This window comes from Noviherbaspirillum suwonense, assembly GCF_900182955.1.
GTDB classification, from domain to species: Bacteria; Pseudomonadota; Gammaproteobacteria; order Burkholderiales; family Burkholderiaceae_D; genus Noviherbaspirillum_A; species Noviherbaspirillum_A suwonense.
Window position 1 is genome coordinate 524,399 of sequence record NZ_FXUL01000002.1, and the last position, 21,322, is coordinate 545,720.

The window sequence follows — 21,322 nt, forward strand, 5'->3', positions numbered from 1 at the left end:
AGTTGCAATTCCGCCTGCGGCCTGAGTGCCGCAACTGACGGCTTGTCCATATAAGCCAAACAGAACATCGCATTACTAAATTTAATCATTGTCCGGAGCGTATTTTGAGTTTCTCTAAATTAAGCGGCAGAAGTTATGCCTTCATTTTCCTGGCATTACTGGTGGTAACACTGCTGCCATTCGCGCTTTGCTCGCCACTGCCGCTGGCGGATTATCCGAATCACATGGCGCGGATGCACATCCTTGCCAATCTCGATAAGTCAGCCGATCTGGCGCGATACTATGCGCTCGATTGGGGCTTCGTGCCCAATCTGGCAATGGACGTGCTGGTCCCACCCCTCATTTCATTCATGTCCGCCGAAGCGGCAACGTTGTTGTTTACTGCGCTGACGCTGCTGTTGATGGTCAGCGGCGCTATCGTGCTGCATCGTGTACTTTATGGCCGGTTCACACTGGTGCCCTTCGCAGCCTTTCTGCTTTTGTATAACCGGCAGTTTATCTGGGGCTTTTTGAATTATCTGTTTTCGGTCGGTCTTGCACTGTGGCTTTTTGCGGCGCATGTCTATTTCCGCGATCGAATGAATGCGATTACGCGGGTTTTGCTGTTTTCCGTTCTCTCGGTCATTTTGCTGGTGGCGCACCTGCATGCATTCGCGAGCTATGCAATCCTGGTCGGCTGCTACGAAATATCGATTGCCTGGCGTGAGCATCGTAAAACCGGCCGTTTCGACGTGGCCCGCCTGATGCTGCCAGCGGTCCAGTTCCTGATTCCTGTCATCATGTTCTTCGCTCTCAGCCGCACCGCCGAACGGGCAGCGGATACGCGCTTCGGAGGATGGCAGAACAAGATCCTGGGATTGCTGGACATCTTTAATAACTATGTGCCGACATTCGACGTAGCCTGCTTCGTGTTTGTCGGTGCGCTGCTGGCGGCAGGAATTTATCGGAAGCGTGTCCATATCCATCCGGACATGAAGCTGTCGCTGGCAGTTCTCTTCATTCTCTATCTCGTGCTTCCATCGGTGCTCTTCTCTTCATATGGCGCAGACCGGCGTTTGCTCGTCATGGTAGCGCTGGTGCTGTGCGCATCCCTGGAAGTCCGGATGGAAAATGTTCGCCTTGCCGCGCGTATCGTCGGTGCGCTGATCTTGTTATTCATTGTCCGCATGGGCGTTATCGGCGTCCAGTGGGGAAAGACGAATGCAGTCTATGCGCCTATCCTGGCGACGATGGATAGCCTGAAGGAAGGAAGCCGGGTCGCGGTGGTGGTTGGCGGTGAAATTACTCCCTCGCTGAATATTCCGCCTCTCGACCACATTGGCAATATGGCAGTGATCAAGAAAAACGTGTACATCAATTCGCTGTTCGCTGAGTCGGGCCAGCAGGTATTGCGGGTAAAGAATCCGCCAAGCGACACCTTTGCCATTTCACCTTCACAAACCTATCGTGTCTACGACAACCAATTGGGAAAGATCGATCCATTCCCGAAAGTGCCTCTCGATGAGTTCGATTATTTCCTGATGGTCAACCCGAAGTACTTTGTCCCGGAACGCCCGCGGCAACTCGAACTGGTTTCGGAGCGCAGCAATGTGGCCCTGTACCGCATTACTGGCCAGAAGCCCAAGGCAATGCCTGATCCGTCGGCAAAGGCCAATCCGTAATCAGTTGAAAGTGAAGACGAACGCTGGGGGGCAGTAGCCAGCGTTCCTGGCAATCCGCTAGTGGAAAAAAGACGCGAGGCTGGCGCCGATTACTCGGCCGCCGGCCCGTTTTGCAATGGGATGTGGTGTTTCCAAATGACCGGATCAGCGGCTTCCATCCTCCGAAAACCCCTTGCCGCAGAGCGACTCGACATGGAAACGCGGCCGGTTCTTCGACGACTCGAAGATCTTTGCAACGTACTCCCCGATGATGCCGAGGCTTAGCAGCTGGACACCGCCCAGGAAATACATCGGGATCACCGTGGAGGCCCAGCCCGGCAGCGCCTGGTTGGTGAAGAGCTTGGTCACGATGGCCCAGAAAGCCATTGCCAGGCTCAGGATCGATATCGCCATGCCCACGCCTGTGATCAACCTGAGCGGATAAGCGGAAAACGAGGTCACCCCCTGCCAGGCCAGCGACAGCATCTTGGTCAGCGGGTATTTCGACTCCCCGGCGAAACGCTCTGCCCGGTCGAACTCAACGGTCGACGACTTGTAGCCAAGCTGGGGAATCAGGCCGCGCAGGAACAGGTGCGTTTCATCGTAGGACCGTAAGCTCTCGACCGCGCGCCGGCTCATCAGGCGGAAGTCCGCGTGGTTGTAGACGATCTGCACGCCCATGAATGCAAGGAACTTGTAATAGCTCTCGGCGCTGACACGCTTGAAGAACGTATCCTTGTTCCGGCGGCGGCGCACGGCAAAGACGATCTCGCTGCCCTTGCGGTACTCCGCCACCATCCTGGGTATCGCCTCGAGGTCGTCCTGCAGGTCGGCGTCGAGGCTGATCAGGATGTCGCCCGGCGCAGTCAGCAGGCCGCAGAGCAGCGCGTTCTGGTGCCCGCGATTGCGGCTGAGCTTGATGCCGCAGACCTTGTCCGATTGCTCCGAATAGCTGGAGATCATGTCCCAGGTTGCATCGCGACTGCCATCGTCCACGTAATAAATTGCGCTGCCTTCCGCGATCTCCCCGCTCGCCTGCAGCCGTGCAAGGAGCGCCTCGAGCTGCCTCGTGGTTTCCGGCAGCACCTCCTGCTCGTTATAGCAGGGCAGCACCAGGCTAAGGACAGGCATGCGCCTTAACGCGTCGGATTTCTGAATGTCCATAATGCGTTTATCGTGTAGTTCCATAGCAATACACCCAGTGTAGTAAGGAGCTGCGCCGCAGCAGGATGCATTCCGAACGAGGCCAGGAAAGCAAGCAGGAGCGAGTTAAGGGCAAGCCCTAGCACAGCGGTGACAATGAAGCGTGGCAGCGTGCTCGCATGGCTGCCCTTGCTGCGGAAAGTCAGGCGCGCATTCAGCAGGTAATTGGCCGCCGCGCTGACAGCGAAACCGATGCCGGACGCAAGCACGAGCGGATACCCGGCAAGCCAAATCAGCAGGCTCATCACTGCATATTGCACGCCCGTGGCGAAGCCGCCGACCAGTATGAAACTGACGAAGCTGCGTGCCGTGAGGTTGCTGCCTGTCCCCACGGGTAGGGGCGCGCTCATGGCCGTTCCACCGTGGTTGTCGCCCCGAACGCTGGCATGAAGCCTGTCGTGCGCCGCGGCGCGCGTCGCATCGGCCGAACGCACTGCGACCTGAGGTGACTGGCGGGAATCAAAAAGGCATATACGCCTGGCGACGAACCTGCTGGCCGACCGGGGATAAAGATCGATGGCCGGTTGCGGTGATGATTTTTCTTCAGGAACAAATTCGATATCCGAGAAATGATGCGTTGGGTTAAGTTGATGAAGTGTAGCCAATACAGGCTTGAATTGTTTTGCAAAATTGCAAATATTTATAGGGAAGTAGGCTGGGTTGCACGGTCAAATGCTTTCTGCTTCCCCCGCCCAGCAAACAGGGTGTGGAGACATTGGGTGCAATGGTGCCACAGCGCCAGGCAGCCAAGCGTGTTCACAGCAAGGGTCGCTTTCGATATCACTGGACCTCGGCCGTCCGGAAACGGTATGAGGTCTGCGCCGCCCACATGAGCGCCCGGCCTGCCTAAATGCACCAGGCGGGAGCCGACCGGCATAGTCAAGTGCAGTAGGCGATAGATCAGCGCTGCAGGGACGCAAAAAAATCCCCGCCTGTACAGCAGCGGGGTGGAAGCGGCGATCGGCGCTAACCCGATCTTCACAGCCGTCAGAGGACGAAGGGATGGTTACGTTCTCTGGTCGGACCGGCTGCCTTAGCGCCTGAGCTGGCGCACCATGCCGGCAAATATACAAAACGCGCGCCCCCTAGCGCCGCTGCATGCAACTTGCTTACTTTTGTTACATCCGGAAATGCTTTTCCATTAAACCGGCCTGCTGTCCGGAGCTGTCCAGCCAGGGCCGGCCCGGTCCTGATTCGGGTGAGCAGGCAACTGAAAAACCGGGTGTCATCCGTCCATTTTTTTATGAATTAAAGGTGGAATAATCGCTTGAAAAAGTACGGATTTACCCCCATCTCAAAACCATGACGGCTTGATCTGGTACGCAAAAGTTCTTATTTAGAAACAAAGATTTAGACGTTGTTGCTGAGAGAACGCCGGCGGTTTGCTCATCCGTTAAACTGCTTAAAAAATCACCAAATAAGTGTTGCATCATGCTGTTATTTTGGGTACCATAGCACTGTGTTTTTATACAGCACTAACGAACAGCGAACACCGAACAGCACAGAACTTAACATTGCAGTATCGGCAGCACCGCAATAACCGTAGCAGTCGCCGCAGGCCGGCATCCCATTAACCTTCCTGAAGACTCGTCGCGACGACATTGCCGTCGCGGCACAGGTGTCTTCAGCATTTGCGGATTAAGCATGAGCTGGATGTTCCAGGCTTAATGTCTGACCACATCCATGCCAGGAGGCGTAGCCGTCGCGCGCGTTGTGCCTGTTACCGCCTGTTTTCTTAATCTGGACTGTAGGGCCTGCGGCCGACCTGCCGGGACGGTTACCGCAATAGCCTTGGCGTTAATGCAGCAACCCGGATTTTCATTTTTGTTTCGCAACTATTTTAGGCGCTTTGTGCGCGCACGAGCGTTGTCGGGCCTGGCCCGGTCATCTGAGGAAGGTTTAGCCTGAGTGCCATGAAAAAATTGAGAATTCGCTATCCGCAAGCAGTCAATCCGGAAACCTTCGACGTCGCGGCGCACGCGGAAACCGCGCCCGGCGCGCTGGTGGAGGCTATTTTGCTGACCTCCGAGATCTGCGGGCAGCTGCTGTCGCCGGCCGCGGCCCGCATCCTCGCCGGAGACCTGGCGGACTTCGACGAGACCGCCATCCTGGGCGCGCTGGCGCGCTGCCGTATCGAGGTGCACGGCCGGCTGAAGGTGGTCGACATCATCGTGCGCATTGCCGATGGGCGCCCGGACGCCGAGGAGGCCTGGCACATGCTGCCGATGGACGAGATGACGTCCACGGTCTGGACCGAAGAAATCGCCCATGCATGGGGAGTGGCGTCGCCGCTGCTGGAAGCCGGTGAGATCGCGGCTGCCCGCACCGCATTCGGCGAAAGCTATGCAAAGGCGGTGCAGCAGGCCCGCATCCGGCGCGAGCCGGTACGCTGGATGCCTTCGCTGGGCAGCGACGTGCGGGGCCGCGAGGCGGTGGTACTGGATGCGGTCCGCAAGGGTCGCCTGAGCATGACGCAGGCCAGCGCGCTGCTGCCGCCGGGCGATCTGCCAGCGCTGGCTGCCAACGATGCGCCGGTCAAGGTCAGGAAGCTGCACTGAAACGCAGAGGTGGATCGGGACGGCCCGGCAGCCCGCCACCATGAAGGGTTCAACCCGCCAGACCGGGCAGGCATCCGGCTGCCTATGCACGCCGGGTGAGATGGACCAGGACGGCATGCCGTATCCCGAGCAGGTCGGCCGTCGCATGCAGTTTGAAGAAACCCAAACCTAAAGGAAAAGTCATCATGGCTGGATTTGAAATTCACCGCGCTACGAAACGCCGTGCCAAGCTGCGCCTGGGCATGTCCGGCCCTGCCGGCAGCGGCAAGACCTACTCCGCACTGCTGATCGCCGGCGGACTGGGTGGACGCATCGGCATGATCGATACCGAGCATGGCAGCGGCGACCTGTACGCCGACCTGCTGCCGGACGGCTACGACGTGCTGCAGCTGGCGCCGCCGTTCACGCCTGCCCGCTATATCGAGGCGATCCATGCGCTGGAAGACGCCGGCGTGCAGACCATCATCGTCGACAGCCTGACCCATGCATGGAGCGGCGAAGGCGGCTCGCTCGACCGCCAGGGCAAGATTGCCGACAAGTCCGGCAACAGCTGGCAGGCGTGGCGGCAGGTGACGCCCGAGCACAATGCGCTGGTGGAGGCGCTGCTGCAGAGCCGCTGCCACATCATTGCGACGATGCGCGCGAAGACCGAGTACGTGCAGGAGAAGGATGAGCGCACCGGCCGCCAGACCGTGCGCAAGATCGGCCTGGCGCCCATCATGCGCGACGGCATCGAGTACGAGTTCACGACCTTCCTGGAACTAGACCTGCATCACATGGCCTTCGCCGGCAAGGACCGTACGCGGCTGTTCGACGGCTCGATCTTCAAGCCGGAACTCGACACCGGCCGCAAGCTGCTGACCTGGCTCGACGCGGGTGTCGACGCACCGGTCAAGCGCACCGTCGCCGACGAGGAAAAGACCGGCATGCTGCAGGCGATTTCCAGCGCCGACACGCTGGATGACCTGTTCAAGGCATTCTCTTCGGCTTACCGGGTCGCGACCGCGCTGTCCGACACGCAGACGCTGGCCGAGCTGACGTCGCTGAAGAACGAGCGCAAGGCGTGGCTGGAAGCGCAGAACGAAGAACAGCCCTACGACATCGCAGCATGAACCCGGTCTTCGAAGCCTTCGAGCTGGCCGCGCAGTACCGGCGGCTGGCGGAAATGCTGGCCGAGCAGCATGACGATCCGCAGCTGATCGCCGATACGCTCGACAGCCTTTCCGGTCCGCTCGACGAGCGCCTGGAAAACCTGGCCAAGATGGTCCGCAATGTCGAGACCGCCGCGCGCGGCGTCGAGCAGACCATCGCCGGCCTGGAAACGCGGCATGCGGCGCTTTCGCGCGCTTCCGAGCGCGGCCGCAAGCTGATACAGGACCTGATGCAGACCGCAAGAAGGGACAAGGTCACCACCGCCCTGTTCTCGATGGCGCTGCGCAAGAACCCGCCCGCGGTCGTCATCGACCGCGAGCAGGACCTGCCGCCGCAGTATCTGCTGCAGCCGCAGGCGCCGCCGCCGGCGCCGGACAAGAAAGCCATTGCGGCGGCATTGAAAGCGGGCACGCCGGTGCCGGGAGCCCACGCGGAACAACGCCTGCGGCTCGAAATTCATTAAGCACGACCCTGCAAAACGAGGAGAGCACCATGAGCACCCTGAACAAAGTCACCCTGATTGGCTATCTCGGTCGCGACCCGGAAACCCGGTCCACCGCTGCCGGCGACACGGTCGCGCAGTTCACGCTGGCGACGACCGAGACCTGGAAAGACAAGGCTACCGGCGAAAAGAGGGAAGCGACCGAATGGCATCGCGTCGTGCTCTACCGGAAGCTGGCGGAGATCGCCGCGCTGTACCTGAAGAAGGGCTCGCTGGCCTATGTCGAAGGCCGACTGCAGACCCGCAAGTACACCGGCAAGGACGATGTCGAACGCTATGTGGTCGAGATCATCGCCGATGACCTGCGCCTGCTGGGCGGACGCCCGGCCAGCGACTATGCCGACGACGACAGGAAGTCGGATGCGGCAGCGCCGCGGACGACGACCCGCAAGTCGGCCGGGCCGCAGCTGGCCGAGCTTGAACTGGAAGACGACGCGATTCCGTTCTAAGCGCGTTCCAGGCGCCCTGCCTGCGTGCAGACATTGCACGCCCAGGTAGTGCAGCATTGCAGCACGGCCGCCCGCTTCGGCATGAACGGGCGGCTTTTTTTCTACCCGGTTTTTCACTTCCTTTTCTACTTCGCTTCCGGCATTCATGGACCAGGCTACCGGCATCCTGTCATCGCTCTCCGTCTACAACGACAACTGGGGACGCGGCAGCTTGCGTCTCGATGACGGCAAGCGGCTGGCCTGCGTCGGCGAGGCGCTGGCCGGACTCTCCGCCGGCAACCGCTACCGCGTCGAAGGTCGTATCGTCGAGCACCCGCAATACGGCAAACAGATCATGGTCAACGCCGCCGCGGTCGACCTGCCCTGCTCCGCCGACGCGCTGGTTGCGCACCTGAAAGCCAACTTCCGCGGCTGCGGCGAAGCGACTGCGCGCAAGCTCGTCGCCCATTACGACGACCGGCTGCATGCATTGCGCGACCTGCTGATCGAGAACCCGCAGGGGCTGGATTTCTCTGTCGTTACCAGGCGCCGCATTGCCGCGGCCGATGGCCTGGACACCGCTTCGCTGGTCTGCCGCGATCTCTCCGGCCGCGTCGGCGCCACCGGCATCCGGCATGCGGTGCTGCGCCGGCTGGCGGAGTGGCTGCTGCCCTCCTCCACTGCGGCGCCGGACCCCGTGCGCAAGGCGTGGGCGGTGCTTGCCGGGAATCCGTATGCGCCGATCCAGCAGGTTGACGGCTACAGCTTCCCGGTCGCCGACCGGATCGCGCTGACCTGCGTCGGCTTCCCGCGTTTTCACAATGCGCGGCTGGCGGCGCTGGCCACGCATGCGCTGCGCGATGGCTGCGAGCGCAATGGCCACAGTTTTCTGAGTGCCGAAGAGCTGGCTGAACGCATCGCCGCCTGCGACCCGGAAGCGCCGCCGCAGGCCGCGCTGGCCGCCGCGCTTGCGCAGGAAGAGCCGGTGGTCGTCAGGGACGGCTGCCATTATCCGCGCCACCTGTTCCACTGCGAACAGGCGCTGGCCTTGCACCTGGCCCGGCGCGCGCTGCAGATCGCCGCGCCGATATCGCCGCTGGACGCGGCCGGGCTGGAGGCGGAGATCGCGGCCGCGGAGCGCGGCATGGGCGACGGATTCAGGCTCGACGGCGGCCAGCGCCTGGCGCTGCTGCGCATGCTTGCCTCTTCCCACCTGGTGCATACGCTGACGGCCGGCCCGGGCTGCGGCAAGACCGCGATGATGGAAATGCTGGCCCACGTGGCCCGCGACCGCAACATCCTCTTCTGCGCGCCGACCGGCAAGGCAGCCAAGGTGCTGTCTTCCCGCGTGCGGCGCTACGGACGCAGCGCCGTCACCATTCACAGCCTGCTCGGCGTCAAGGACGAAGGCTACCGGCATGACCCGGACAACCCGCTGGACGCGGACATCGTGGTGGTCGACGAGTCGTCGATGCTGGACCTGGCGCTGGCGCGCGCATTGCTCGATGCGCTGCCGCCGGGCTGCCACCTGATCCTGCTGGGCGACACCGGGCAGCTGTCGTCGGTCGGGCCCGGCGACGTGCTGGCCAGCGTTTTGAAGCTGCCCGGCGACCATCACCGGCTGCACCAGGGCCACCGCAACGACGGCGGCATCCGCGAGCTGGTGCAGCAGTGCCGGCGCGGCGACGTCGATTGCCGCGACCGGCCCGGCGTGCGCTTTTCGCGCTCGCTGCCGCCGCCGGACGATGTCGGGCTGAGCCGGGTCGTGCACACCTATCTCGATGCGGTGAGGCGCTGCGGCCAGGACCGCGTCGCGCTGCTGATGCCGCGGCGCAAGGGCGATATCCATGCGCCGGGCTGGAACACCACGTTCATGAACGAGGCGCTGCGGCGCGAACTCAACCCCGACGGCAAGCGCGTGCCCGGCAACATGCTGCGGCTGGGCGACCGGATCATCATCCGCAAGAATCTCGCGCTGGACGACGAAGGCAGCGAGCAGGTGGTCAACGGCGACACCGGCACGCTGGCCGGCTGCATCGTTGACGATTCAGGCATGAACGTGCTGCACCTCGAACTGTCGCTGGACGACGGCCGCCGCATACGGTTTCCGGGCGGCGCGATGGAGAGCCTTGGGCTGGCCTACGCAATGACCGTGCATGCGGCGCAAGGCTCCGAGTACCAGGAAGTGATCGTCATCTGCACCGGCGGCTCGCCCGCCTTCGTCCATCGCGGCATGCTGTACACCGCGTTTTCACGTGCGCGGGACAGCCTCACGGTGCTGGGCGACCCGGGCGCGATCCGGGCGATCTGCATGCGGCCTGCGCCCAAGCGCAATGCGCTGCTGGTGGAACGGACGGTCGGCGCGATGCGGCGGATGCATCGGGCCGGCGTCCGCTGACGGAAACGCCGCCGGGGCAGCGCGCCTTCAGCCAGTCGCCTCGACGCCGTCGTTCAGGAAGCCGGCTCCGGCTCCGGCCCGCGCGTGTTTCCCGGCGCAGACAGCTTCACCACCCGCCCGCTTGCGGCCGACGCGTAGATCGCCTCGATGATGCGCTGGTCCTGCAGGCCTTCTTCACCCGGCGTATGCGGCTGGCGGTCCGCCTTCACGCATTGGGACATGTGATCGATCTCCAGCATGAACTGGTCCGACGGCGAAATTGACGGCTCATGGATGACCTCGCGGCCGCCGTCCAGGATGCCGTAGCGCAAACGGTTGCCTTCATACGCATAGCCCGGGTCGATTTCGGCCCAGCCCAGCGTGCCCTGCAGCCGCAGGAACTGCGACTTGTGGCTGTTATAGCCGCTGCTGCAGGTCGCCGTGAAGCCGGATGGAAAGCGTAACGTGAACTGCACGCTTTCCTCGACCTCCCGAAAGCGCGGGTCGGACGGATTGTTGCGCACGCTGCCGAGCACTTCGATCGGCTCCTCGCGCGACAGGAAGCGCGCCGCGTTGATGCAGTAGATGCCCACGTCCGGCAGCGGCCCGCCGCCGGCCAGCGCCTTCTTCAGGCGCCACTGCCTGGGGTCGCCCATGTTCTGGGAATTGGCCGAAATGAATTCCTTCAGCTCCCCCAGTTTCTGCTCGCGAGCCATCTTCAGCAGCGCCCGGTCCAGCGGCTCGTACTGGCAGCGGTAGGCAATCATCAGCTTCTTCTTCGCCTGGCGGCACGCATCTATCATCTGCTGGCATTCGGCAACGCTGTTGGCCATCGGCTTTTCACAAAGCACGTGCTTGCCGGCACGGGCGGCGCGGATCGTGAACTCGGCATGCATGCTGTTGGGCAGGACGATGTAGACGACCTGCACGTCGGGGTTGTCGGCAATGCGGTCGAAGTCCTGGTAGCTGTAGACAGCCTGGTCGCCCAGGCCATGCTGCCGCGCCAGCTTCAGCGCCTTGGCGCGGTCGCCGCTGACCAGCGCAGCAAGCCGGGAGTACCTGGACTTTGCCAGCGCCGGCAGCAGGCGGCCGACCGTCAGTCGGCCCAGCCCAACCACTGCGTAGCCGACACGCTCATTGGGCGGCAGGCCCGGCTCCGGCATCTTCTCGGGCGCCTCGGTGTCGGCATGGTCAGGCGGGAATTCAACCTTGTCGGCGGATGCCTGCTGCCCCTGGGCCTGTGCCTGTGCCAGCGCGGCGGCTATGCCGCTTGCGTACTTGAGGAAACTGCGGCGTGACGGGTTGCCGTCGTCGGCGGGTTGCGCGTTGAGGGTTGGGTGCATGTGTCGGGGTCCTGGAATAAGTGGCTGGCGGTCTGGCTTGGTTAATTATGTGACCTCGCGCTCGCCTTGCCAGTTCAGGCCATGACCCGTGTCCATCATTGCGCATCAACAAGGAAAGCGTGCGTCTTATGTTTGCTGCGTGAACGGTTCGTAAGAGGACTGGATGGACATGCAGCGGAAGTATTTTGCGTAGAGACATTCCATTCGTCTTTTTGGGCGCGGCGCTCGTAGGGCCAAGCTCTGTACAAGCCAGACCGGCCAGGGCTGACAAAAGCGGACTGTTCGCAGGAAGTGTTCTCTTCCCGGAGCTAAGCGACTGATTCAATCGACTGCACAAACTATATGTCTCCACCTCGCCAGGCACCGAGCAAAGGAGAACTGCCTCTTTATTTGAAAAGCTAACGCATGAAATGGCTTCCATGGCCAAATAGCGGCTTCACCATGTCTCAAATTCCTGGAAGACAGTTTGCAATTAGAAATTTTTTAAGACTCATTTCTCCAACCAAACTGGTTCTGTCCTCTCTGACGCCGTTCTTTACACAAAGTAAAAAATATTGCAGCTTTCGTTTGCAAATTGAATTGCTTAGGCAATAAGTCGACAAAGATTGCACTGTCATCTTCAATAGCGCTAGAATCAATCCGTGTTAGTGTCATTATTTCAATTTTGCATTGATCGCTCACACGAACAAAACGTCAGTTTCATCCAAAACATTTTGTATTTTTAAGCGTCAGGAAAAGCTAATGGACCTGAAAGAAATCGACAACCTCGATACGAATATTGACGACCATTGGTATTACAACTCAAAGGCGCAGGCGATGACCCGCTTCCTGCAACGGGATACGACAAACAGGATACTTGACGTCGGCGCGGGATCAGGATTTTTTTCACGTTACTTGCTTGCAAATACAGATGCTCGAGAGGCCTGGTGCGTTGATATAAGTTATAAGGCCGATTCAGATAAAAACGAGGAAGAAAAATCCATTCACTATCGCCGCGCGGTCGGTGAAATCGATGCAGACTTGGTGTTGCTAATGGATGTTCTCGAACATGTAGATGACGATCTCGCCTTGTTGAAAGACTATGTCGCCAAGGTGCCAGTTGGAAGTCGATTTCTGATTACTGTCCCGGCGTTCAACTTTCTTTGGAGCGAGCATGATGACTTTCTTGAACACAAACGTCGGTATTCATTAAGCCATCTCGAGGAGGTCGTGAAAAACGCAGACCTGGCGATCAGGCATAGTGCGTATTACTTCGGTATGGTTTTTCCGATTGCGGCGACTTTGCGTCTGGCACAGAAAGCGAAAACCAAAGGAGGTCCGGCCCGCTCACAACTGACCAGCCACAAACCGATTGTGAATACCCTCTTGAAATCCGTTTGCAGCTTGGAACTTCCCTTTATGAAGTTCAATCGTGTAGCAGGCTTGACAGTATTCTGCTTGGCAGAGAAGCAGAAACACTGAGCTTCCACGCATGAAACTGTCATTCTGGGTTGCGCCCTACTGCGTTTAGCAATCGCTTATCTTTTCCGGCGTTCGCGTATAAAGAAAAACCTTCAATGCAGAAAGAATCAGCTTTACTGCGTAGTGACGCCACTGATTAAGCTAAAGAAATAAAGAGGCAAGCCCGACAGCCAAGACGGATTAGGCTTGCTGGGCTGAATGCCCTCTATAGCCCACGCTGATGCTGTTGAAGGCGAAAGCCGCTATTGAAGGTCAAGGCCTAAGCTTCGCCTCGTATTTTATTCGCCAAGCCGATTTATCAGTCCGGCCGCGTCTTCTGTTACTTTCTGTTCTTGAATAATCCAGACTCTCTTGATAGAAGTGGTGATTAGATGTAATCGCCGCCCTACTTATTTCGACGCTCTACTCTGACCCAGATTTACCGTGAATCCAGGTCAGAGGCTGGCGGGATTATTAAAAGTTTCCCTTATGCCGAGGCATGGGCATTGTGATTCGTCTGCCGGACAAAATTCCAAGCAACTGACCCGGCATTGGCAGGACTATTGCGTTCCCACCAGGTTCCGCAGTCATGGCAAACGTATTCCTCAACGGCTACAACCCGTTTTATGATGAAACCCGTCCGACGCTGTCCGACGAACTGAAGCATGCCATGGCCGGAAATACCGATTTTTCCAGCCCTGATGTTGTTGCAAGCTGCACACGAATTCATAATTATTATCTCCTTAAGTTCCCCCCGGAAATATTAACATGCATTTCGTTTGCGCAACATAATCTTTGGCGAAATTTATATCCAGATAGGGTGTCACGGCAACGAGCGACTTGGCGGCGGATAGGGGAATCTAATTGCGGAGATGTGCAAGGCATTTGAACCTTGCAAACCTCTCGCCCAAGTTGTGACTCCCACTAGTGGCTATTCGGCTTCTTACGTACCTCGCCCCATACGACTTTACCGGCGAATACCCGCGCTGCACTATTTGTTTGGCGAACTGGGCGATGACGTCCAGTGGATGCCGCCCGAGACGGAGTCGGTAAATCCGCTACTGAGGGCATAGCAGATTACAAGCGCGGCTATAAGGAAACCGGACTTTCCTGCTGTAAGATGTTCAGCCCATCAAACACAATTCTTCGCCGAGACATTCTTCTAGCCAGCAGTCTACGATCCGGCCGACATAGAGCAGCCCGTCTGCCTGCTGAATGTGCGCCCGTGGCTTGAAGCTTAGAGGTTGCAGGATGGCAGTATCTCTAACCCGCGTCGCAGCTTGAAGCGCCTAGGCGCCATGGGTAAAGTCGGCAATGTTCGCGCGACCACTCGCAGTCTTCAGCGTGAGAGCAATCATAGAAGACTCTGAAAATGGAGGATTCAGCATTCTTCACCAATTTCAAATGTCTGTGTCTCAATAAATTCGCATTCGATCTGCACCACGTAGCCGCTTGAATAACAGCGTGAATCACAGCTAATGATTGGTGAGTTTAGTGATTGCACCCCACCAAGAGCATTGAGATTGGAGGCGACTGAAATGCAGCACGGGGCGAAACAGATTATGCGCATAGCTACCCGATAAGCCGCCATGCCGGACAGACTGTCGGCATCCGTCTCGTATGAGCCAAATCCTGCAGGTAACCCGGCAAGACCCGAACCCAATAAGCTCTTTAGCCCCCTTCGGTGTTGGACACCAACGATTACTTAATAAAACGTACCAACAAAAGTACCAACAAAAAATAAAGCGACTCAGTTGTCGAATTCCGCGAAGCAATACTATGCAAGCGTTGCAACATGTATTTACAAAGCTCAGGCATCGTGTCCGGCGGATGCCCTAGGCCGCAGACGATGATGCGCAGTCGGGCCAAACATGATTGCCAGCGTACCTGCTTACCAATGAGTAAATTGCACTCACAACTTCGAGCATAGCTTAGCTCTGCGACATACCCGCCAAAAGATTTACGAATTTAAAACATTATTGCACCCAGTAAAGTTTCTATCAGGTATCATTGCGCCTATATTTGTTTAGGGGTCCCGCTAATGAAACCTGATGTCGCAATGACCCTAGTCATACCTTCCTACAATCGCGCACAACTAATCCTCGAGACAATCAACAGCGCGTTGAATCAAACCTTAACGTTCTCCGAAATAATCGTCGTAGACGACGCCTCAACTGACAGTACGTTGTCAGAGCTCGCGCAGTTTGGAAGTCGGATTAAAGTAATCGCATCGGAAAAAATCGGCGTTCAAGCCGCGCGGAATAAAGGTGTAGCTGCGGCTTCGACCCCCTATGTCGCCTTGTGTGATTCGGACGATCTGCTGGAATCCAATTTTGTAGAAATCATAAGCGGTTGGCTGGCCGAACATCAGGAGTGTGACAGCATTTATAGCAATTTTGTGACATTTGACGAAACATTTACAAGCCAAGACAAATTTTCAGGCGCTCCTCTGTCGTTTTTCAAAGGGGCCTCGCGAACCGATGAATTTTGCAGCGACATTCCTGACCTTTACGTAAAGACAGTTCAATATCAGCCGCTGTTTTCTTCGGGCGTCACTATTAGAAAAAGTTTTTACCAGTCTATTGGCGGATACGACCCGAAGATGAACGGCATCGGCTCCGAGGACTGGGAATACACACTACGCGCGATAGAAACTGGAAAAGTATCTGTGTGCATGACACCTCTAGTTCGCATTCGCAGGCATTCTGGAAATGATTCAGGGAACAAGATAAGACAATTAGTCGGTGAAGTCGCGGTATTAAAACATGCACTTAGCTTTCATAAATTCGCTGAGAAGTACCGTACAGAGATTATTTTAGAAATAAATATTCGGATGGTCCAAGCTTTCGAACTAGCGTTTAGCACCAAACAATATGAATATGCAAATGCAATCTTAAATGGCATCTCTGAATATCCTCTGGGCATAAAGTTTAAGACCAAAGTGGTTTTTATCAAGTTAATCAATATTATCCACGCAAAAACTCCATCCCGTGAACTGCCTTAGTCAATCAACTGCACGAAATAAATTTTTGAGAAAAAAATCAGCCTCGAATTTATGATCCAAATCCTAGTATTTCAATAACTGTAGTTATGCCGATTAAATTCTCACTTTACCTTGATTTCGTTAGATTCTCGGCAGCGTTAATTGTCTTCATTGGGCATGCAGCGGGCATAAATTGGACAGGTGGCTTTCTTTGGCAGGTGGGCGCATATGCGGACACATGCGTAGTGGTTTTTTTCGTTTTATCCGGGTTTGTAATTGCCTATGTCACTGATACGAAAGAAGCCACCTGGCAGGATTACTGCGCCAGTCGAGTCTCACGAATTTGGTCAGTTGCTATTCCAGCGTTAATCATAACCTTCATGATCGACTCGGTGGGTGTACGAGTAGCACCCGAATTGTATTTAGACCAACCATGGTATGGCGGAGACCGCCCCGTTCTCCGCTACGTTGCATCTTTTTTTATGCTGCACGAAGTATGGCACCTTAAATTAGTGCCTGGTATAAATGCACCTTTCTGGTCACTTAGCTTTGAAGCGTTTTACTATCTCGCATTTGCGTTTATTTTTTATTCAAAATCGTGGTCCCGTTGGCTTGTAGTGTCTTTCTTATTCATAATCGCCGGACCATTAATTGCTGTCCTTTTCCCTCTTTGGCTACTAGGCTATTTAGCCTACCTAAAATCAAAGCGCATCACCTTATCTGCCGTGGCAAGCTCTGTTTATTTCGTTTTAGGACTCGTTCTCCTTGCGGTCTCTCCGCTAATAAGAGCCATTGACACCTCAGGGTTCCAGATCTTGGGAGAGCCTATTTTGGGAAGATATGTTGATGCATTTGCATTTTATCTTAATTTAATCGGCGCTTATGGTTTATCAAGATTTGGCGTCCCAATCAAACAGCCCATTTGCTCAGCAATTCAGAAAATCGCGTCCACCACGTTTGCGTTGTATCTTTTTCACAGACCTCTCATCCAATTTTTCAGTTATATCGGACCTCAAAACCCGGCAGACATATATCGTCGTTTTTTAGTGATAGTTGGCACTCTAACAATCGTTTTCATTCTTTCGCCATTTTGTGAGCGTCTGCGGACAGATTTCCGCAAGCGAATATTAAAAACACTGCAATCCCGACCACAATGGCAGAAGAGGTAGTTGTGCCATTCTCGACGTTAACTATAAATTTTGCTCGGCGTGCATCTCTGGCAGCCAGTAATTTATTCAATAAATAAAATGCCTCAGGAGGGAGTACATGATGGATCAACTGAAATCTTTGAACAAGTCTAAACCGTCGCGTAGTAGCGATACTGTATTTATCGTCCTCAGCTATAACGGTTGCGAGGACACCGCTGCTTGTCTTGATAGTCTTTATGCCTGTAGGGAGGGTAATACCGACGTGATTGTTATTGATAACAATTCTACGCCGCCCGTCGACTCTATATTAAGAACCCGATTCAATGATATAGAACTGATTACCCTTTCTTCAAATTTAGGGTGGGCCGGTGGAAATAATGTAGGGATAAAACTTGCACTTGAGAGAGGTTATAAGTGGATCTGTTTGTTAAACAACGATACTGTTTTTCCGGAGGGTCAAGTTCAATCCTGGGTTAATATTCTGAACACTTTGCCTCCTGCTTTGGTACATCCATCGATTTATTACTGGGATGACCCCGAAATAGCACAGCTTAGGGAAGGTTTTGATAGTACTGGACGAAAGCTCGACGACGTAGAGGAATGGAATAAGTATATGCTAATGAAGTACGCATATGGAGCGTGTTTAGCGGTGCATCGGGAAATCTTCGAAAAAGTAGGTCTGTTCGACGAACGACTATTTTTACAACTGGAGGAAACCGATTTTTACAGACGCGCATGTAGGAAGGGATATGTCTCTGTTTGCGCGCCATTCGTAAAGATGTTTCATAAAGAGTCAAAAGCGTTCGGCGGCAAAACGACGCCGGGAAAAACTTACTACACTTTGCGAAATAGTTTATTGCTTATCGAAAAAAATAAAGGATCGATAAAAGAAAAGCTGGCACTGCTTAAGGGCTTTTACTGGGCTATAAGCAATACCGTGTTGAAAGATGAAAATAGCAGCAAAGTTAAAGGCATAGGGGATTTAGTAAAGTGGATATGTTCCGATTCCCCATATGCTATTGCCAGTCGTTATGGAATCTTTCATTACTTTACTCGAGGATTTGGGCGAATGCCAATCGATTTATCTAATCGAATAAGCCGAGTTGCAAGTCAGCTTGGTGCGCCAGTTTTAGAACCATAATTTTTTTAACAGATTTTTCGCTAAGAACTGAATGGATTACTCTTGTTGAAAAGCACTTAACAGTGAGTAACTCCATAATTTTTTGCGAAGAATTATTATTGTCGCCAGCCGGATTCGTCTAATATTTTATTAAAATTGGCATCAACGGTTGTTGCTGCAAATCGCACCATAACTATATAAAATCGATAAAAGAGAGCTTTGCATATAAACTTGTCATGGGTGAATCGGAATGAAAACAAAAAAATTAATTTTTTTTCCAAACTAAAAAATAAATTTTTTCCGAAGCTTAATGCAGGCGAAATCATTAATATCAAAGCAATTGACGTTAGCCTTGGCTGTATTCCTAGGCTAATTCATCAAACTTTTTATACAAAGAATTTGCCTAATGAGTTGCAGGAAAACATCGATAAGATCAAAAAACTTAATCCTAACTGGATTTATAAACTTTATGATGATGATGAAGTTTTAGACTTTATAAAAGTTCACTATGAACCTCACGTTCTTAAAAGTTTCGAACAAATAGATCATAAATATGGTGCGGCCCGTGCAGATCTCTTTCGTTATCTTTTAATTTACAAATTGGGGGGGATATACCTCGATATCAAAGCATCGATGAATATCCCGTTGGATTTAGTTTTAAAATCAGACGACAGTTTTATCTTAGCACAGTGGGGTGATAGCGGGCAATTTAAGCAATGGGGAGCACATTATGATTTGGCCCATGTCCCAGGAGGAGAGTTTCAACAATGGCACATCGCAGCGACGCCAGGACATCCGTTTTTAAAAGCAGTCATCCAAAGCGTTTTGGTAAATATCGATAAGTATAACCCTAGTTTACATGGCACTGGCCAGACAGGAGTAATCAAGGTTACAGGGCCGGTTGCCTACACCGCAGCTATCGCTCCTTTACTTAAATTGCATTCTCACCGACTTTTAAAACATCATAATGAAATAGGTTTTTTATATAGCATATATAACAATGAGTCCGATGTTAACGTTAATGAAGTTCACAAGACTTCGTTTAGGTCACATTATTCATCGCTGACGAGTTCAGTCGTAAAGCTTAGTAGAGGAAAACGTGTATTTGCACTCTTTACATTTATCCTCAATAGCATTCATGAGCTTTATCTGAAAAATATGTTTATACATTTAGTTAAAAAAATAAGTCAAATACGACTTCCCTTTGAACGTGAGTAAAATACAATTTTCCTTTAAAAGGATGGACAGTGTATTTATCGTGAGCCGCGTTATCTTCACGCCCTGGCAGGCAAACTAAAAGCGGCTCCGATTTCTTTTGGGATGACGCCGTTCATATTCGTCTCCATATTGCAGAGCAGAGACGTTCTGTCTTATTTTGTGGCCGTCGAATCGTTCGTCCGATATATCAATCCTTGCCGTATTATTATCATATTCGACCCAACCATTACTGAGGCGAATTGTGCTGTATTCAGCCAGCATATTCCACAAAAAGATCTCCACGATGAAATGATCGACGGCGACAAAGACCCAGATTCACCCCTCATCCACGGTCTCAATCCGGATGCCGTCCGTACCCCACTACTTTAGGTGCGGAGTTTATGCGGCGCTCCGAATTTAGTTGGGAAATTTATCGGTAAACCTATTCGTCTATGCGGATAACTATTCCTACATTCGATTTACTCATAAGTCAGAAATGTAGGTGACTCTTGGATACTTGAAGAACGTACGTACTAAGGCCGGATTCTGCTTGATTGCTTCGAGTTGCTTGTCGACGCGCTGCTGCATACTCTCGCCAGCTTTGAGCGGGTTGCGCGCTACACCAGTTCCTTTTCCATGACTCCACACCAATTCATCGGGATTAAAGTTATGGGCATATCGCGGTCTCAAACTTTACGACGAATTACTGAATGAACTTTACCACGCAGACCAAAATGTCCTTCGGGCACTTATATTCGCTGAGCGTTTAGGAGCAAGGGCGGGACAATACAGGCGTGGTCGACGTTCTATTGACGTATGCGTTGAAGCTTACGCAAGCGTCAACATATATTCTCCCCGGCAACGGAAAATGATATGCTACCAGGAAATCTTTCCGTCTTGGATGACTGCCATGAAGTCTTTTTCGGCAGGAAACGCTGCCGCCACATCCTTTTTAGCCAAGCCCAAAATCTTGGTCAGCATTCTGAACTGGAACAGCGCGGCGAAGACTTTGCATTGCCTGTCCTCGATTCAAAATGAGCAGGCAATTACCGGCAGCGTTGCTGATGTTTCGGTGCGGGTACTTGATAATGGATCACGCAGCGAGGATCGCGCTGCCCTCCAAGCGAGCCTGTCGGCGTTCGTTACACTGCAATGTCTTCCGGTTAACCTAAGTTTTACCGGCGGTCACAACCTCGCAATTACCTCCGCCATTGCGGACAATTATGACTTTATCTGGCTGATTAACAATAATGCCGAGGTTGTGCCTGGCACTCTGCTGAAACTGGTTAATGAAATTTAGCTCGATGACAAGACGGGGGCCGTGTCGCCGATTTTGCGAAACAGCGATGATTGTGCCTCGATCGTACGTCGCGTAAACACCCATAACTGGGTCGATTCTGCAAGTAACCGCGTTGTCGAGATTGAGGAAGCGCAGGGCGTGCGAGAAAGGGCACCTCACTCGGTCTGGCTCGACGGCACGGCCATCCTATTTCGCGTCAAAGCACTCGCGCAAACCGGCCTCCTTGATGACCGCCTATTTGCGTACTACGATGATGACGATATCGGCACGCGCTTAGCGCGCCAAGGCTGGTACAGCCGCTGTGTATTCACGGCCACGGTTTACCACGAAGTCCGTTACACCTATGAGGAGTACCCTCTCTACCTGATTTATCTGCTGCAACGCAATCACATGCTGTTCTACTATAAAAACACTCCAGCGCCCTATCGAAGCAAGTTGTAGTTACGACTTGTCGATAAAGCGTTTTTCGAAGCAAACCGACGGCGCGACCGTGGCCTCCCCCGAACAGAGCGACGTCATGTTAGTAACCATCGAAGACTTTATCCGCGGGCGCTTTGGCCCACCGTCGATGACGCGCAAAGTCGCATGGTAGCTACGGGTAGCAGCAAGCGCGTCCGCTAAGCTGAACCGCCAGAAACTCGACTCGCTGCGCTTGGCCATTTCTTAAGGCGCCGGTCGCGCCGTGGCACAACAACTGCATAAAATGAAAGCGCCCTGCGTGCGCCAGCCGTAAGAAAAAAATAAAGCGGTATTAAAAAAAGCTACCGTTAGCGAATCCAGCTCTGAGTCTACGAGCGTGAAGTAGCCCCATGATTCCCCGGACCGCCGGTATTCCTTAAACTAACGACTAGGAATACTGCTATGGATAGACCTATGCCTTCGGGAAGAAATCAGCAAGTGGAAGTCATTACCGGGGTCCAGCGGCGCAGAC

Annotated in this window: 18 protein-coding genes and 1 pseudogene; 15 read left to right on the top strand and 4 right to left on the bottom strand. The window is 54.4% G+C overall.

What is annotated here, in order from left to right; translation table 11 throughout:
* Positions 1-104 precede the first annotated feature (104 nt).
* Entirely contained in the window at positions 105-1,661 is a 1,557-nt protein-coding gene (locus QOL82_RS05565; RefSeq protein WP_283441244.1) for a hypothetical protein, read from the top strand.
* Between the two features lie 144 nt (positions 1,662-1,805).
* Here QOL82_RS05565 and QOL82_RS05570 read toward each other — a convergent pair whose 3' ends face one another.
* Together QOL82_RS05570 and QOL82_RS05575 are read right to left on the bottom strand one after the other, a co-directional pair.
* Positions 1,806-2,771 carry a glycosyltransferase family 2 protein gene (locus tag QOL82_RS05570; RefSeq protein ID WP_283441245.1) on the bottom strand — a complete coding sequence of 322 codons (966 nt, stop codon included), beginning with the start codon at positions 2,769-2,771 and terminating at the stop codon, positions 1,806-1,808.
* Positions 2,772-2,776: 5 nt separating this feature from the next.
* Positions 2,777-3,448 carry a GtrA family protein gene (locus tag QOL82_RS05575; protein ID WP_283441246.1) on the bottom strand — a complete coding sequence of 224 codons (672 nt, stop codon included), beginning with the start codon at positions 3,446-3,448 and terminating at the stop codon, positions 2,777-2,779.
* A gap of 1,308 nt (positions 3,449-4,756) precedes the next feature.
* Here QOL82_RS05575 and QOL82_RS05580 point away from each other — a divergent pair.
* From QOL82_RS05580 to QOL82_RS05605, 6 genes are all read left to right on the top strand, one after another.
* Positions 4,757-5,401 carry a hypothetical protein gene (locus QOL82_RS05580; protein ID WP_283441247.1) on the top strand — a complete coding sequence of 215 codons (645 nt, stop codon included), beginning with the start codon at positions 4,757-4,759 and terminating at the stop codon, positions 5,399-5,401.
* Positions 5,402-5,441: 40 nt separating this feature from the next.
* Positions 5,442-5,573, top strand: coding sequence for a hypothetical protein (locus QOL82_RS05585; protein ID WP_283441248.1), 132 nt, complete (start codon positions 5,442-5,444; stop codon positions 5,571-5,573).
* A gap of 13 nt (positions 5,574-5,586) precedes the next feature.
* Positions 5,587-6,513, top strand: a complete 927-nt coding sequence (locus QOL82_RS05590) for an ATP-binding protein (protein ID WP_283441249.1) — start codon at positions 5,587-5,589, stop codon at positions 6,511-6,513.
* The gene (locus tag QOL82_RS05595) at positions 6,510-7,016 is read left to right on the top strand and encodes a siphovirus Gp157 family protein (RefSeq protein ID WP_283441250.1); all 507 of its coding nucleotides are present in this window, start codon (positions 6,510-6,512) and stop codon (positions 7,014-7,016) included. The genes QOL82_RS05590 and QOL82_RS05595 overlap by 4 nt, the downstream gene beginning before the upstream one ends.
* Positions 7,017-7,045: 29 nt before the next feature.
* A complete protein-coding gene (locus tag QOL82_RS05600; RefSeq protein ID WP_283441251.1) occupies positions 7,046-7,504 on the top strand; it encodes a single-stranded DNA-binding protein in 459 nt (152 codons plus the stop codon).
* 145 nt (positions 7,505-7,649) lie between these two features.
* Positions 7,650-9,881, top strand: coding sequence for an ATP-dependent DNA helicase (locus QOL82_RS05605; RefSeq protein WP_283441252.1), 2,232 nt, complete (start codon positions 7,650-7,652; stop codon positions 9,879-9,881).
* 53 nt (positions 9,882-9,934) lie between these two features.
* On the opposite strand, the gene QOL82_RS05610 is transcribed toward QOL82_RS05605, so the two are convergent.
* Positions 9,935-11,203 (bottom strand): Gfo/Idh/MocA family protein, encoded by a 1,269-nt coding sequence (locus QOL82_RS05610; protein WP_283441253.1) that lies wholly within the window; start codon positions 11,201-11,203, stop codon positions 9,935-9,937.
* Positions 11,204-11,944: 741 nt separating this feature from the next.
* Here QOL82_RS05610 and QOL82_RS05615 point away from each other — a divergent pair.
* The 6 genes from QOL82_RS05615 to QOL82_RS05640 all read left to right on the top strand — a co-directional run bounded on the left by QOL82_RS05615 (position 11,945) and on the right by QOL82_RS05640 (position 19,112).
* Positions 11,945-12,664: a class I SAM-dependent methyltransferase gene (locus QOL82_RS05615; RefSeq protein WP_283441254.1), complete on the top strand. Its 720-nt coding sequence runs from the start codon at positions 11,945-11,947 to the stop codon at positions 12,662-12,664.
* 568 nt (positions 12,665-13,232) lie between these two features.
* Positions 13,233-13,532: a protein kinase family protein gene (locus QOL82_RS05620; protein ID WP_283441255.1), complete on the top strand. Its 300-nt coding sequence runs from the start codon at positions 13,233-13,235 to the stop codon at positions 13,530-13,532.
* Positions 13,533-14,684: 1,152 nt separating this feature from the next.
* Positions 14,685-15,647, top strand: a complete 963-nt coding sequence (locus tag QOL82_RS05625) for a glycosyltransferase family 2 protein (protein WP_283441256.1) — start codon at positions 14,685-14,687, stop codon at positions 15,645-15,647.
* Between the two features lie 86 nt (positions 15,648-15,733).
* Entirely contained in the window at positions 15,734-16,795 is a 1,062-nt protein-coding gene (locus QOL82_RS05630; protein WP_283441257.1) for an acyltransferase family protein, read from the top strand.
* A 97-nt stretch (positions 16,796-16,892) separates the two neighbouring features.
* On the top strand, positions 16,893-17,915 hold the full coding sequence (locus tag QOL82_RS05635; protein WP_283441258.1) for a glycosyltransferase family 2 protein: 1,023 nt from the start codon (positions 16,893-16,895) through the stop codon (positions 17,913-17,915).
* A gap of 219 nt (positions 17,916-18,134) precedes the next feature.
* Positions 18,135-19,112 carry a glycosyltransferase family 32 protein gene (locus QOL82_RS05640; protein ID WP_283441280.1) on the top strand — a complete coding sequence of 326 codons (978 nt, stop codon included), beginning with the start codon at positions 18,135-18,137 and terminating at the stop codon, positions 19,110-19,112.
* 462 nt (positions 19,113-19,574) lie between these two features.
* Here QOL82_RS05640 and QOL82_RS05645 read toward each other — a convergent pair.
* Positions 19,575-19,775: pseudogene (locus tag QOL82_RS05645) on the bottom strand (IS630 family transposase); the annotation flags it as partial.
* Between the two features lie 217 nt (positions 19,776-19,992).
* Here QOL82_RS05645 and QOL82_RS05650 point away from each other — a divergent pair.
* A complete protein-coding gene (locus QOL82_RS05650; RefSeq protein WP_283441259.1) occupies positions 19,993-20,391 on the top strand; it encodes a glycosyltransferase family 2 protein in 399 nt (132 codons plus the stop codon).
* 21 nt (positions 20,392-20,412) lie between these two features.
* Positions 20,413-20,832 (top strand): glycosyltransferase family 2 protein, encoded by a 420-nt coding sequence (locus QOL82_RS05655; protein WP_283441260.1) that lies wholly within the window; start codon positions 20,413-20,415, stop codon positions 20,830-20,832.
* Positions 20,833-21,322 lie beyond the last annotated feature (490 nt).